General features: G+C 65.0%; 11 protein-coding genes. 4 read left to right on the plus strand and 7 right to left on the minus strand.

The annotated features are described in order from the left end of the window. Positions 1 to 101: 101 nt before the first annotated feature. From MRBLMS1_RS19960 to MRBLMS1_RS19975, 4 genes are all read left to right on the plus strand, one after another. Positions 102 to 629, plus strand: a complete 528-nt coding sequence (locus MRBLMS1_RS19960) for a sigma-70 family RNA polymerase sigma factor (protein ID WP_485881371.1) — start codon at positions 102 to 104, stop codon at positions 627 to 629. Then, entirely contained in the window at positions 626 to 1,612 is a 987-nt protein-coding gene (locus MRBLMS1_RS19965; protein WP_485881373.1) for a FecR family protein, read from the plus strand. Before MRBLMS1_RS19960 ends, MRBLMS1_RS19965 begins: the two co-directional genes overlap by 4 nt. Positions 1,613 to 1,691: 79 nt before the next feature. Next, positions 1,692 to 4,172 (plus strand): TonB-dependent siderophore receptor, encoded by a 2,481-nt coding sequence (locus tag MRBLMS1_RS19970; RefSeq protein ID WP_485881375.1) that lies wholly within the window; start codon positions 1,692 to 1,694, stop codon positions 4,170 to 4,172. A 118-nt stretch (positions 4,173 to 4,290) separates the two neighbouring features. Further along, positions 4,291 to 5,859 (plus strand): histidine-type phosphatase, encoded by a 1,569-nt coding sequence (locus MRBLMS1_RS19975; protein WP_485881377.1) that lies wholly within the window; start codon positions 4,291 to 4,293, stop codon positions 5,857 to 5,859. Between the two features lie 60 nt (positions 5,860 to 5,919). On the opposite strand, the gene MRBLMS1_RS19980 is transcribed toward MRBLMS1_RS19975, so the two are convergent. The 7 genes from MRBLMS1_RS19980 to MRBLMS1_RS20010 form a co-directional block, all read right to left on the minus strand. Beyond that, positions 5,920 to 7,206 (minus strand): MFS transporter, encoded by a 1,287-nt coding sequence (locus MRBLMS1_RS19980; RefSeq protein WP_485881379.1) that lies wholly within the window; start codon positions 7,204 to 7,206, stop codon positions 5,920 to 5,922. A 590-nt stretch (positions 7,207 to 7,796) separates the two neighbouring features. After that, entirely contained in the window at positions 7,797 to 8,117 is a 321-nt protein-coding gene (locus tag MRBLMS1_RS19985; RefSeq protein WP_072455185.1) for a thioredoxin family protein, read from the minus strand. Between the two features lie 21 nt (positions 8,118 to 8,138). After that, positions 8,139 to 8,834, minus strand: a complete 696-nt coding sequence (locus MRBLMS1_RS19990) for a fumarylacetoacetate hydrolase family protein (protein ID WP_485881381.1) — start codon at positions 8,832 to 8,834, stop codon at positions 8,139 to 8,141. 76 nt (positions 8,835 to 8,910) lie between these two features. Next, on the minus strand, positions 8,911 to 10,206 hold the full coding sequence (locus tag MRBLMS1_RS19995; RefSeq protein ID WP_070301475.1) for an MFS family transporter: 1,296 nt from the start codon (positions 10,204 to 10,206) through the stop codon (positions 8,911 to 8,913). A 153-nt stretch (positions 10,207 to 10,359) separates the two neighbouring features. After that, the gene (gene pcaF / locus MRBLMS1_RS20000; RefSeq protein WP_485881383.1) at positions 10,360 to 11,562 is read right to left on the minus strand and encodes a 3-oxoadipyl-CoA thiolase; all 1,203 of its coding nucleotides are present in this window, start codon (positions 11,560 to 11,562) and stop codon (positions 10,360 to 10,362) included. A gap of 41 nt (positions 11,563 to 11,603) precedes the next feature. Further along, the gene (locus MRBLMS1_RS20005; RefSeq protein ID WP_485881872.1) at positions 11,604 to 12,221 is read right to left on the minus strand and encodes a 3-oxoacid CoA-transferase subunit B; all 618 of its coding nucleotides are present in this window, start codon (positions 12,219 to 12,221) and stop codon (positions 11,604 to 11,606) included. Between the two features lie 34 nt (positions 12,222 to 12,255). Beyond that, complete coding sequence (locus MRBLMS1_RS20010) at positions 12,256 to 12,954, minus strand: 3-oxoacid CoA-transferase subunit A (protein WP_070301237.1); 699 nt, start codon at positions 12,952 to 12,954, stop codon at positions 12,256 to 12,258. Between the last annotated feature and the right edge of the window lie 159 nt (positions 12,955 to 13,113).

Genomic DNA, 13,113 nt, shown 5'->3' on the forward strand with positions numbered 1-13,113 from the left:
TGCGCGCAACAACTGTCCCATCCACATGCAATCGGGGATTGTGACAAGTCGCCTCTGCCGCTTACAATGAGAATAATTCTCATTTATATTATTCATCACCCATGTCCGCCATCCAGCCCAGCCTGCAACAGCAAGTGCAGTCGCTCTACAGCGAGCATCACGGCTGGCTGGTCGGCTGGCTGCGCAAGAAACTCAGTTGCCCGCATGGCGCGGCCGACGTGGCGCAAGACACCTTTTTACGCATCATCGCCTCGCGCGACGCCCTGTTCGGCATGCGCGAGCCCCGCGCCTATCTGTCGACGACGGCCAAGCGCTTGCTGCTCGACCGCGCGCGCCGGCAAGTACTCGAACGCAGCTACCTGGCGGAACTGGCCCTGCTGGCCGACAGCCTGCCAGGCGCGCCCTCGCCGGACGAAATCCTGATGGCCGTGCAGGCGCTCGGGCAGATCGCCACGGCGCTGGACGGATTATCCGCCAAGACGCGCGACGCCTTTTTGCTGCACTACTTGGAAGAGCAGCCGCAGGCCGCCGTCGCCGCGCAGCTGAACGTCTCCACGCGCATGGTGCAAAAATACCTGGTGCAAGCCTTGCTGGCCTGCCGCCACGCCTGCCCGGCCATGGCGGCATGAGCGGCACGCGCACCGATATCGCCGCCGAGCAGGCTGCCCGCTGGATCGTGCGGTTGAGTGCCGACGACCCGGCCGAGCGCGACATGGCGCGGGCCGGTTTCGCCGCGTGGAAGGCGGCCGATCCGCTGCACGCGACAGTGGCCGCCGGCATGGAAAACCTGCTGCGCCAATTGCATGCCGTGCGCGAGCCGGCCGGCGGCGACCATCGCCCCGCGCGCGCCGCACTGGCCGCCATCGCGCCCAAGCGCCAGCGTCTGCGCCAGCTGGCCGCAGCCAGCGCCGTGGCCATGCTGGTGCTGACCGGCACACTGGTCCTCGGCGAGCGCCCCGCCTACCTGCTGGCCGACCTGCGCAGCCCCACGGGGCAATGGCAGACGCACACCCTGGCCGACGGCAGCCGCCTGACTCTGGCCGGCGGCAGCGCCGTCAACGTGCGCTTCAATGCGGGTGAACGGCATGTGGAACTGGTGCGTGGCGACATCCTCGTCGACGTGGCCAAGGATGCGCAGCGCCCCTTCATCGTCGACAGCAAGCAGGCGGCGATCCGCGCGCTGGGCACGCGTTTTGCCGTGCGCAGGGAAGATGGCGCCACCATCCTCAGCATGCTCGAATCGGCAGTATCGGCGCAGGTGCCACAGCATCGGGCCGTCGTGGTGCAGGCAGGCCAGCGCACGCGCATCACGGACGATGGCGTCGGGCCACTGACCAGCATCGATGCGGCCAGCGTGCAGCAAGCATGGCGCGCGCACCAGCTGGTGGTCGACGACTTGCCGCTGGCCGACGTGCTCGACGAGCTGGCCCGCCACCGTCCCGGCCAGCTGCATTACGACCGCGCGCAGATCGCCGGCATTCGCGTGGCGGCCGTGCTGCCGCTGGACGACACGGACAAGGCGCTGCAGCTGCTGATCGACAATTTCCCCCAGCTGCGCATCCGCATGCTGACGCGCTACCTGGTGATGGTCGACGCCCCCGCCAAAAAGTAAATATTTTTTGCATTCGCGGTTCCACTTTGCGCATCTCGTGCGTCAAGGCAGCTGAGATCAATCAAAAAAGGCTGTCACCATGTCCGCTCGTATCCTTACCGTTTCCTCGCCGCGCGCGCTGCGCACGCGGCTGCATCCCCTGGCCCTGGCCGCCCTGCTGCTGGCTGGCGCCGGCATGCACGTCCAGGCAGCCGCCCAGGCGCAGGCCAGCCTAGCCACCGCCAGCTACGCCATCCCCGCCGGTCCGCTGGCAGGCGCCCTGAACCGCTATGCGCAGCAGGCGGGCGTATCCATCGTCGTCGACGCGGCCAAGGTGCAGGGACTGCAGACGGCCGGCCTGCAGGGCAGCTACGCCATCGACGACGGCTTTGCCGTGCTGCTGCGCGGCAGCGGCTACGCCATCGGCAAGACGGCGACCGGCTATGTGCTGGTGGCCGCGCCGGCATCCGCCCCCACGGCAGCGGCAAGCGCCGCCTCGGCGGCCGAGCGCACCATGCCCTCGATTACCATCGTCGGCCAGGCCGAGCAAGGCGCCACCACGGAAGGCAGCGGCTCCTACACGGCGCGCAAGATCACCCTCGGCAAGGGCGAGCAGTCGATGAAGGACATGCCGCAATCGGTCAGCGTGCTGACGCGCCAGCGCCTGGACGACCAGGGCATCACGGACTTGCGCGAAGCCGTCAACAACGTCACCGGCGTGGTGGGCGTGCATGGCGTGGGCGCGGGCGTGGTGATCACTTCGCGCGGCTTCCAGATCGACCAGTGGCAGTACGACGGCGTGCCGATCAACCGCAACACCTATGCGCTGGGTAACTGGGGCCAGGAAAACATGGTCATCTACGACCGCCTGGAAGTGCTGCGCGGGGCATCGAGCCTGCTCGAAGGCACGGGCAGCCCGGGCGGCTCCGTCAACCTGGTGCGCAAGCGCCCGCTGGCGACGCGCCAGGTCGCGCTCACGGGCCGCGCCGGTTCGTGGGACCATTACGGCGCGCAGCTCGACGTCAGCACGCCGCTGAATGCGGAAGGCACTTTGCGCGGGCGCGCCATCATCGATGAAGACGACAGCCATTCCTTCATCGACCAGGTCTGGAGCAAGAACCGCACCGTGTATGCGGCGCTCGACTACGACCTCGGTCCCGCCACCACCGTGGGCCTGGCCGTGAGCAATGTCAACGGGCGCGGCCGTCCGATGTACATCGGCCTGGCGCGCTACGCCGACGGCAGCGAACTGGGATTGCCCCGTTCGACCTATACGGGCGCCGACTGGAACCGCAGCAAGGTGGAACAGACCACCGTCAACCTGGACCTCGAGCACCACTTCAACAGCCGGTGGACCTTCAAGACGGCCGCGCTGGGCGTCAATGAACGCACCAATTCGACCCACCAGCGCATGGCCGGCACCATCAAGGCCAATGGCAGCGGTTCCATGTACGGCGACTTCTCCACCGATTTCAAGAACCAGAAGCGCGGCATCGACGCCTTCGTGCGCGGCAAATTCGATGGCCTGGGCATCGCGCAGGAAGTCGTCATGGGCGCCAGCTATGTGAAGTTCCACTCCGACGACCGCTCTGCGCGCGCCTGGACGCAAGGCGCGCAAATCTTCAATATCAACCACCACCGTCCATGGCAGGACTTCGACACCATCGCCGCGCGCGGCGTGAGCTCCAGCAGCACCTACGACATGCGCCAGAAAGGCCTGTACGGCACCTGGAACGGCCAGCTGACCAGCAACCTGAAAGCGCTGCTGGGCGGGCGTTTCAGCTGGTATGACTTCGAGTATGCCCCCAAGGGCGGCACGGCGGACAGCACCAGGGTCACGGCCAAGTTCACGCCATCGGCGGCCCTGATGTATGCGCTGACGCCGCAATGGTCCACCTACGCCAGCTATGCGGGCGTGTTCCAGCCGCAGACGAACCGCAACGCGGCGGGCCAGGTCCTGAAACCGGTCACGGGCGACAGCTATGAAGCTGGCGTCAAGGGCGAGCTGCTGGACGGCAAAGTCAATACCTCGCTGGCCGTCTTCCGTTACGAGCACAAGGACCGCGCCGTCAACGACTACGCCGCCGGTTTCGCCTGCGACGGCCGGTACTGCTCGCGCGCCTCGGGCAAAGTGCGCAGCCAGGGCCTGGAAGCGGAAGTGTCGGGCGAAGTGGCGCGCGGCCTGCAGCTGTCGGCCGGCTATGCCTACACGACGACGACCTACCTCGACGACCCGGACAACAAGGGCGAGGTCTTTTCGACGTGGACGCCGAAGCACATGCTGCGCCTGTGGTCCGGCTATACCCTGCCCGGCGAGTGGAACAAGTTCAGCGTCGGCGCCGGCGTGAACATGCAAAGCCACACGCTGGACTTCGGCCGCTCGTTCGACGTGGCCGGCTTCTCGCTGTGGAACGCGCGCCTGGCCTGGCAAGCCACGCCGCAGCTGTCGCTGGCCGTCAACGTCAACAACCTGTTCGACAAGCGCTACGTGATCCCGTCGTATAACGACACGGGCGGCAATAACCACTTCGGCGACCCGCGCAACGTGCAGCTGACCCTGAAGTACACGCCGAAGTGGTAGGCTGACGCGCTGCGCTGACAGCACAGGCGGGCCGGCATTCAGCCGTGCCCGCCTTTTTTTCCGTTTTTTTTCGTTCAGTGCTAGGCTGGCGTACGAGAAATATTCACCACGAAAAAACATGCCCTTACTGTTCCCACTGTCCAGCATTGCGCTGGCCCTTGCCCTGCACGCCAGTCCCGTCCTGGCCGTCGAAGGCCATTACCAGACCAAGACGCCATATGCGCCGCAGCAGGATCCGGCCACCTATGCCGCGCCGCCGGCCGGCTTCCAGCCCATCTATACGCAACTGGTGGCGCGCCACGGGTCGCGCGGATTGACCGGCATGAAGAGCGACGCGGCCCTGTATGCGATGTGGCAGCAGGCCGCCGCGCAGGATGCGCTCACGCCGTTGGGGCGCGAACTGGGCCCCGACATCCTAGCCCTGATGAAGGCCAACGCGCTGCTTGGCTATGGCGTGGCCGGCATCGAGAAACCCGGCTACGGCAATCTGTCTCAGACGGGCATCGAGGAACACCGGCAACTGGCCGTGCGCATGCTGGCGCGCCTGCCCGCCCTGTTTGCACAAGTGGGCCAGGACGCGGCCACGGCACCGCGCCAGCTCGTCACCATCGATTCCGGCGTGGACCGCGCGCGCGACAGCGCCCGCTTTTTCACGCAGTCGCTGCTCGAGCACGCGCCCGCGCTGGCGCCCTTGCTCTACATGCCGCCCGCCCCGGCGCCGTATCCGCAGGGGCGCAAGGCGGTACCGCAAGCGGATGGCGTCAACCGCTTCCTGCTGTATGCGCACAAGCTGGCGCCGCAGACGGATCTTGTCGCCGATCGTGCCAGCCCGTATTTCGCCACCTACGCCGCCAGCCAGGCCTACCAGTACTACGAAAGAACCAAGCAGCTGCATGCGCTGATGGATGCCCCCGCCAGGCTGCCTGCGGCGGCCGCGCATGCGCGCCACGTGCTCGAACGGCTGTTTGCACCCGCCTTCCTCGTCCAGCTGGAGCGCGGCGCCGCCAGCTATGCGGACACGGGCAGCTACACCTTCACCAGCGCGGACGGCCAGCTCACGCGCACCATGACGGGCAGCGGCAAGACCGTCATCCGCAGCCTGAATGCGGCCGCGACAAAACTATATGAACTGTATGCGATCGCCGCCGGCATGCGCCATGAAGCGCCGGCCGATTTCAGCCGCTACATGCCCGCCGAGGATGCGCGCTACTACGCTTATATCGCCGACCACGAGGATTTTTACCAGAAAGGGCCGGGCACCACGACCAGCCCCGGCGTGACCTGGCGCTTCGCGCTGGCCTTGCGCGACGATTTTTTCAAGGAAGTCGATGCGCTGGCCAAGGGGGATTTACGCCACGCCGCCAAGCTGCGCTTCACGCACGCCGAGATGATCATTCCGCTCGCTTCGGCCATGGGCTTGAAAGAGGCGCTGGCACCGCTGCCGGCATCGGCCAGCGACAGCCATGCCGGCCCTCGATGGCGCGGCCAGAGCATCTCGCCGCTGGCGGCCAACATGCAGTGGGATGTGTACCGCAACGGCGCAGGACAACTGATCGTGCGCCTGCTGTACAACGAAAAGGAAACGCCGTTCCAGGCCGCTTGCGACGGCGCGCGCATCGCGCCCGGCAGCGTCTTCTACGACTATGCGGGACTGAAAGCCTGCTACGGCCACGTGGCAACGCCGTAGGCACAAAAAAAGCCGCCAGCTTATGCAACTGGCGGCTTTCGACCATCGTGTAGCAAGCAGTTACTGCCAGGCTTCCTTGCCCGCGCGCGGCTTGCCCACCATCAGCAGCGCGCCCAGGGTCAGCACGGCCGCCAGCGACAGGTAGTAGCCCACGTATTGCAAGCCGTAGTTGGTGGCCAGCCAGGTGGCGATGTACGGCGCCAGCGAGGCACCGAGGATGCCAGCCAGGTTGAACGTCAGCGAAGCGCCCGTGTAGCGCACTTCGGGCGGGAACAGCTCGGACAACATCGTGCCCAGCGGTCCGTAGGTCATGCCCATCAGGCCCAGGCCGACGGCCATGAAGAGCGTCACTTCCCACGTCACGCCCGAACCGAACATCGGCGCAAGCACCAGGCCGAAGATGGCGATGGCGACGGAGACCCAGATCAGAGTCGAACGGCGGCCGCGGCGGTCGGCCAGCACGGCCGAGAATGGAATCGTCAGGGCGAAGAACAACACGGCAAACAGCTGCACGATAAGGAATTCCTTGCGCGTGAAGCCCAGCTTGGTCGTGCCCCAGCTCAGCGCGAACACCGTCATCAGGTAGAACAGCACGAAGGTGGCCAGGGCGATGATGGTGCCCAGGAACAGCATGCGGCCATGCTGGCGGAACACGGTGGCCACCGGCAGTTTGACGACTTCGTTCTTGTCGATGACTTTCTGGAAGTCCGGCGTTTCCGTGATCTTCAGACGCACATACAGGCCGACGATGACCAGCAGCGCGCTGGCCAGGAACGGGATGCGCCAGCCGTAGCTGAAGAACTGTTCATCGGTCATGGTTTCGCTCAGCAGCAGGAAGATGCCGCCCGACAGGAAAAAGCCGATCGGCGCGCCCAGCTGCGGGAACATGCCGTACCAGGCGCGTTTGCCCGGTGGCGCGTTTTCCGTGGCCAGCAGCACCGCGCCGCCCCACTCGCCGCCCAGGCCCAGGCCCTGGCCGAAACGGCACAGCGCCAGCAGCAGCGGCGCCAGGGTGCCGATGGCGGCATACGTCGGCAGCAAGCCGATGATGACGGTGGAAATACCCATGGTCAGCAAGGCTGCGACCAGGGTGGCCTTGCGGCCGATGCGGTCGCCGAAGTGGCCGAACACGGCCGAACCGATGGGGCGGGCGAAGAAGGCGATGGCGAACGTGGCCAGCGACTGCAGCACGGCGGCCGACGGGTCGCCGGCCGGGAAGAACAGTTTCGGGAACACCAGCACGGCGGCGGTGGCGTAGATATAGAAGTCGAAGAACTCGATGGTAGTGCCGATCAGGCTGGCGAACAGCACCGTGCCGGGGGAATTTTTCTTGGGGGGGGTGCTCATTTACTGCGCTCCTTGGGGAGGGTGTCTAAAGGCCATTCTCTGGATGTTTTTTCAGGCAGCAGCACAGCACGTTGTCTAGGCGCGCGGTTCACATATCATAGCTGTGCTCGGGCGTAATTGCTGCGAATTTGCTATTAAATTCGCAAACAAATTCCACGCCGCAACACGCCGTTGTTAACGGCAGACAACGGTGTACCAACGCGCGCTATCGCGCCGTGATCAGTGCTGATTTAGAGAAACAACGGTCGTGCGCCATCCGGTTACCCGGGGCACGGCAGGAAAGGCGTCAGGGGGTGGGCGACGTGTATCAGGCCCGGCGTATCGCCAGGCATTCCGTACCAGACCCGCGCGTCGGCATCGCGGCATCGGTCATTTGTGGTGAGTCCTTGCCTGCGGCCCCTCCGGGTGGAGCGGGCCGGCGATGATCGCGCTGCATCACTCAGGATGCGGTTGATCTTGCTGTAAGCGGCTTATGATACGCGCAGTGGTGCGGTGCGGCAAGAAATGATGCAGTGCAAACCCCAACAGCAAGGACTGGGGTCGGACCCTCAGGGTCCGACCCCGGCATCTGCCGTTGGGTTTAAAACGACCTACGCATCAATCAATGCAAAAGCCTGCTCAATCTCGCGGCTGTCGAGCGGGCGCACGAGGCGCGCCACTTCCTGGCCATCCTTCAAAAAAACCAGGGTCGGCCACAGCTTCACCCGGAACGCGCGTCCCAGCGCGCGGCCGGGGCCGTCTTCCACGCGGATATGCGGCACCCCGGGGTGCTGCGCAAACGCGGCGGCCAGCGGCGCCTGGGTGGCGCGGCAGTGGCCGCACCAGCCCGTGCCGAATTCCAGCAGGGCCGGCCCGGTCAAGGCGTCGATCTCGGCGCGCGTCGGTTGCGCTACGGAATACGTGTCGTTCATCATGTCAGTCTCCTTGAGAACTTAGACCACTTTCACGCGCAAAGTGCCCAGGCCATCGATGGCGCCCACCAGCTCGTCGCCGCGCTGCACGGCCGCCACGCCGGCCGGCGTACCCGTGTAGATCAGATCACCCGGCTGCAAAGTGAAATAGGTCGACAGGTCGGCGATGGTTTCAGCCACGTTCCAGATCAGCATGTCGATGGTGCTCGCCTGGCGCAGCTCGCCGTTCACGTGCAGGGTGATGGCGGCATGGCCAATGTCGCCCGCCTGCGCGGCCGGAGTGATGGGGCCGATGGGCGCCGAGTGCTCGAAGGCCTTGCCCGTGTCCCACGGGCGGCCCAGTTTTTTCGCGGCGCCCTGCACGTCGCGGCGCGTCATGTCCAGGCCGATCGCATAACCCCACACATGGCTCAGCGCGTCGGCCACGCCGATGTCGCTACCGCCCTTGCCGATGGCCACCACCAGTTCCATCTCGTGCTGGAAATCCTGCGTCTGCGCCGGGTACGGCAGTTCACCCGTCGTGCCGTCAGGCACGGGCAGCACGGCATCGTTTGGTTTCATGAAGAAAAACGGCGCCTCGCGGCCCGTGTGGCCCATTTCCTTGGCGTGGTCGACGTAGTTGCGGCCCACGCAATAGATGCGGTGGACGGGAAAGCTGTCGGCGCTGCCCGTGACGGGAACGCTGGGCTGGATCGGTGCGGGAATGACATACGACATGAAAACTCCTGATCGGCACGATAAAAAAGCGGTGATGAAAAAGGGACACCGCAGTGTCCCCCATTTTACGACAAGCTTACTTCAGCAGGCCCGAGCGGCTCGGGTCCGGCATGCGGATGGCGACGATGAAGGAAATCAGGCACATGACGGTCACGTACCAATAGAAATACTCTTCCACGTGCCAGGCCTTGAACTGCAGCGCCACGTATTCGGCCGAACCGCCGAACATGGCGTTGGCGACCGCATACGACAGGCCCACGCCCAGCGCGCGCACTTCGACGGGGAACATTTCCGCCTTGATCAAGCCGCTGATCGACGTGTAGAAACTGATGATGGCCAGCGCAATGACGATCAGGCCAAACGCGGCGTACGGGCTGGTGATGTCTTTCAGGGCATGCATGATCGGCAGCACGCACAAGGTGGCCAGGCCGCCGAAGAACAGCATCGAGGTACGGCGGCCGATGCGGTCGGACAAGGCGCCGAACACCGGTTGCAGAATCATGTAGACGAGCAGAGCGCAGGTCATGACGGCGCTGGCCGTCTTGGTATCCATGCCGGCCGTGTTGACCAGGTATTTCTGCATGTAGGTGGTAAACGTGTAGAACACGAGCGAGCCGCCGGCCGTAAAGCCGAGCACCGTGATGAAGGCGCGCTTGTGCTTGAGCAAGCCGCGCAAACTGCCCGCATCCTTGTCCTTGCGCTCGCTGGCGGTAGTCGTTTCCGTCAGCGATTTACGCAGGTTCAGCGACACGAGAGCCGCCAGGGCGCCAAAGACGAACGGGATGCGCCAGCCCCAGGCACGCAGCTCTTCCAGGGTCAGCAGTTGCTGCAAGACCACCAGCACCAGCAAGGCCAGCAGCTGGCCGCCGATCAGGGTCACGTACTGGAACGAGGCGAAGAAACCGCGCTTGCCCGATTCCGACACTTCGCTCATGTAGGTGGCGCTGGTACCGTATTCGCCGCCCACGGACAGGCCCTGGAACAAGCGTGCCACGAGCAGCAGGAAGGGCGCGAAGGCGCCGATGGTTTCATAGGTCGGCAGGACGGCGATCATCAGGGAACCGCCGCACATCATCAGCACGGAAATCATCATCGACTGGCGGCGGCCGTATTTGTCGGCGATGCGGCCGAACAGCCAGCCGCCCACCGGGCGCATGAGGAAGCCGGCGGCGAAGATGCCAGCCGTCTGCAGCAGCTGCGTCGTCGGGTTACCGGAGGGGAAGAACGCGTGCGAAAAGTACAGCGCGCAGAACGAATAAATGTAGAAGTCGAACCATTCGACCAGGTTACCGGAGGAAGCGCCAATGATGGCCTTGATGCGCTGCTGGGAAGTCAGCTGCGCAACGTCATGCGGAGTATCGTGGGATGTCATATCAGTCTTTTTGTTCGTGTGAAAAAGCCAACGCCAGCCCGGTTGCCCGGGCTGGTTTTGCATCATACGCCCTTGATCGGGGTCAAAAAGCCGCCCGGCATACGGGTTAATACGTATCGGTGGCAACTATTTTTCGCCTGCGGGCGCGTGGAATCAGACCCGTTCCAGCACCAGCGCAATACCCTGGCCCACGCCGATGCACATGGTGCAGAGCGCATAGCGGCCGCCCGTACGGTGCAGCTGGTTGACGGCCGTCATGGCCAGGCGCGCGCCGGAGGCGCCCAGCGGGTGACCGAGGGCAATCGCGCCGCCGTTCGGGTTGACGCGCGCATCGTCGTCGGGCAAGCCCAGCTGGCGCAGCACGGCCAGGCCTTGCGCGGCAAACGCTTCGTTCAGTTCGATGACGTCGAAGTCGGCCAGGGTCAAACCCGTCATGGCCAGCACTTTCAGGGTGGCGGGCGCGGGGCCGATGCCCATGATGCGCGGCGCCACGCCGGCCGTGGCCATGGCCACGACACGCGCGCGCGGCGTCAGGCCAAAGCGGGCCGCGTTCGCCTCGTCGGCCAGCAGCAGCGCCGCCGCGCCATCGTTGACGCCCGATGCGTTGCCGGCGGTAATCGTGCCATCGGCGCGCACGACGGGTTTCAATTTGGCCAGGGTCTCCAGGGTGGTGGCGCGCGGATGCTCGTCGCGGGCAACGATGACGGGCTCGCCTTTCTTTTGCGCGATGCTGACGGGGCAGATTTCACTGTCGAACACGCCCGCCTGCTGCGCCGCCAGGGCCTTGACCTGGCTGGCCAGGGCGAACGCATCCTGGTCCGCGCGGCTGATACCGAAGTCGGACGCCACGTTTTCCGCCGTTTCCGGCATCGAATCGACACCGTACTGCGCCTTCATCAGCGGATTGATGAAGCGCCAGCCGATGGTCGTGTCTTCCATTTTCATGCCGCGCGAAAAGGCGCTGTCCGCCTTGCCCATGACGAATGGCGCGCGGCTCATGCTTTCCACGCCGCCGGCGATCAGCAATCCCGCTTCGCCGCTCTTGATGAAGCGGGCGGCGCTGCCGATGGCGTCCAGGCCCGAGCCGCACAGTCGGTTCAGGGTGGCGCCCGGCACGCTGTCGGGCAAGCCTGCCAGCAGGGCGGCCATGCGCGCCACGTTGCGGTTGTCCTCGCCAGCCTGGTTGGCGCAGCCGTACAGCACGTCGGTAACGGCGGTCCAGTCCACGTCCGGATTGCGCGCCATCAAGGCACGGATGGGCACGGCGCCCAGGTCGTCGGCGCGCACGCCGGCAAGTCCGCCGCCATAGCGGCCGAAGGGCGTACGCTGGGCATCGCAGATATAAGCGTGGGTCATGTTCTTTCCTCCAAGAAAGTGGTTTGCGTATTGATACTGAATTAACGTCCGTCCGTCAGCGGCACGGCCGTCAACGCTTGCAGCTGTTCAAAACTCAAGCCATCGACGAGTTCGACGACCGTGGCGCCAGCGGCCGACAAATCGAGCACGGCCAGGTCGCTGTAGATGCGGCTGACGCAGCCGATACCCGTGAGCGGATAGGTGCAGGCCTGCACCAGCTTGCTTTCACCGGTCTTGGTCAGCAATTCCATCATGACCCAGGTTTTTTTCGCGCCGATGGCCAGGTCCATGGCCCCGCCTACGGCGGGAATGGCGTCCGGCGCGCCCGTGTGCCAGTTGGCCAGGTCGCCCGTGGCGGATACTTGAAACGCGCCGAGCACGCAAATGTCGAGGTGGCCGCCGCGCATCATGGCGAAACTGTCGGCATGGTGGAAATAGCTGCCGCCGGGCAGCAGGGTGACGGGCTGCTTGCCCGCGTTGATCAGGTCGTAGTCTTCCTCGCCGGGCGAGGGCGCGGGGCCCATGCCGATCACGCCGTTTTCGCTGTGCAGGATGATGTCCGCGCCAGCCGGCAAGTGGTTCGCCACCAGGGTCGGCAAGCCGATACCGAGGTTGACGACACTGCCTTCATGGATGTCGGCCGCCACGCGGGCCGCCATCTGGTCTCGATTCCATTTGTTCACTTGATACTCCTCAGGCTGCTTTGAAGCCGGCGGGGCCGGTGGCAGTGCGCGGCACTTGCACGATGCGCTGCACGAACAGGCCCGGCGTGACGACGTGCTCGGGGTCGATGCTGCCCAGTTCAGCAACTTCATGCACGGAAGCAATGCTGACCTTGGCGGCCATGGCCATGATCGGGCCGAAGTTGCGCGCCGTCTTGCGGTAAGTCAGGTTGCCCCAGCGGTCGCCCTGCTCCGCCTTGATCAGCGCGAAATCGGCGTGGATCGGCGACTCGAACACATACATGCGGCCATCGATCTCGCGCGTTTCCTTGCCCTTGGCCAAGTCCGTGCCATAACCGGTAGGCGTGAAAAAGCCGCCGATGCCGGCGCCGGCGGCGCGGATGCGCTCGGCCAGATTCCCCTGCGGCACCAGTTCCAGTTCCAGCTTGCCCGCGCGGTACAGCGCGTCGAAGACGTGCGAATCGGCCTGGCGGGGGAACGAGCAGATGATCTTGCGCACTTGCCCGTTTTTCAGCAGGGCCGCCAAGCCCGTGTCGCCATTGCCCGCATTGTTGTTGACGATGACGAGGTCGCGCGCGCCCTGGGCGATCAAGCCGTCGATCAGCTCGGCCGGCTGGCCCGCGCCGCCAAAGCCGCCAATCATGACGGTGGCGCCATCGTGGATATCGGCCAGCGCATCAAGCACGCTGGAACGCAGTTTGTCGATCATTGCGGTCTCCTCCCAATCAAATCCATTTGCCATTTGTTCGCATAGCGAACAAATATTCGTATTTAGAACTTATTCGTGAGAATATGCCTGATCGGGGCGCTTGTCAATTTGCCGTTTTCGCCAGCGCCATGGCTATAATTGCCACCTTGATCAATTGGA

It is taken from the genome of Massilia sp. LMS1-1-1.1 (assembly GCF_040815535.1).
GTDB lineage: Bacteria > Pseudomonadota > Gammaproteobacteria > Burkholderiales > Burkholderiaceae_D > Janthinobacterium > Janthinobacterium aestuarii.

What these genes read in the sequence shown, in the direction of transcription:
- MRBLMS1_RS20005 (WP_485881872.1), bottom strand. Translation starts at nt 12,221, where the DNA reads ATGGCGGCCCGCGTGGCGGCCGACATCCATGAAGGCAGTGTCGTCAAC.
- MRBLMS1_RS19965 (WP_485881373.1), top strand. Translation starts at nt 626, where the DNA reads ATGAGCGGCACGCGCACCGATATCGCCGCCGAGCAGGCTGCCCGCTGG.
- MRBLMS1_RS19960 (WP_485881371.1), top strand. Translation starts at nt 102, where the DNA reads ATGTCCGCCATCCAGCCCAGCCTGCAACAGCAAGTGCAGTCGCTCTAC.
- MRBLMS1_RS19975 (WP_485881377.1), top strand. Translation starts at nt 4,291, where the DNA reads ATGCCCTTACTGTTCCCACTGTCCAGCATTGCGCTGGCCCTTGCCCTG.
- MRBLMS1_RS19985 (WP_072455185.1), bottom strand. Translation starts at nt 8,117, where the DNA reads ATGAACGACACGTATTCCGTAGCGCAACCGACGCGCGCCGAGATCGAC.
- MRBLMS1_RS19980 (WP_485881379.1), bottom strand. Translation starts at nt 7,206, where the DNA reads ATGAGCACCCCCCCCAAGAAAAATTCCCCCGGCACGGTGCTGTTCGCC.
- MRBLMS1_RS19995 (WP_070301475.1), bottom strand. Translation starts at nt 10,206, where the DNA reads ATGACATCCCACGATACTCCGCATGACGTTGCGCAGCTGACTTCCCAG.
- MRBLMS1_RS19990 (WP_485881381.1), bottom strand. Translation starts at nt 8,834, where the DNA reads ATGTCGTATGTCATTCCCGCACCGATCCAGCCCAGCGTTCCCGTCACG.
- pcaF (WP_485881383.1), bottom strand. Translation starts at nt 11,562, where the DNA reads ATGACCCACGCTTATATCTGCGATGCCCAGCGTACGCCCTTCGGCCGC.
- MRBLMS1_RS19970 (WP_485881375.1), top strand. Translation starts at nt 1,692, where the DNA reads ATGTCCGCTCGTATCCTTACCGTTTCCTCGCCGCGCGCGCTGCGCACG.
- MRBLMS1_RS20010 (WP_070301237.1), bottom strand. Translation starts at nt 12,954, where the DNA reads ATGATCGACAAACTGCGTTCCAGCGTGCTTGATGCGCTGGCCGATATC.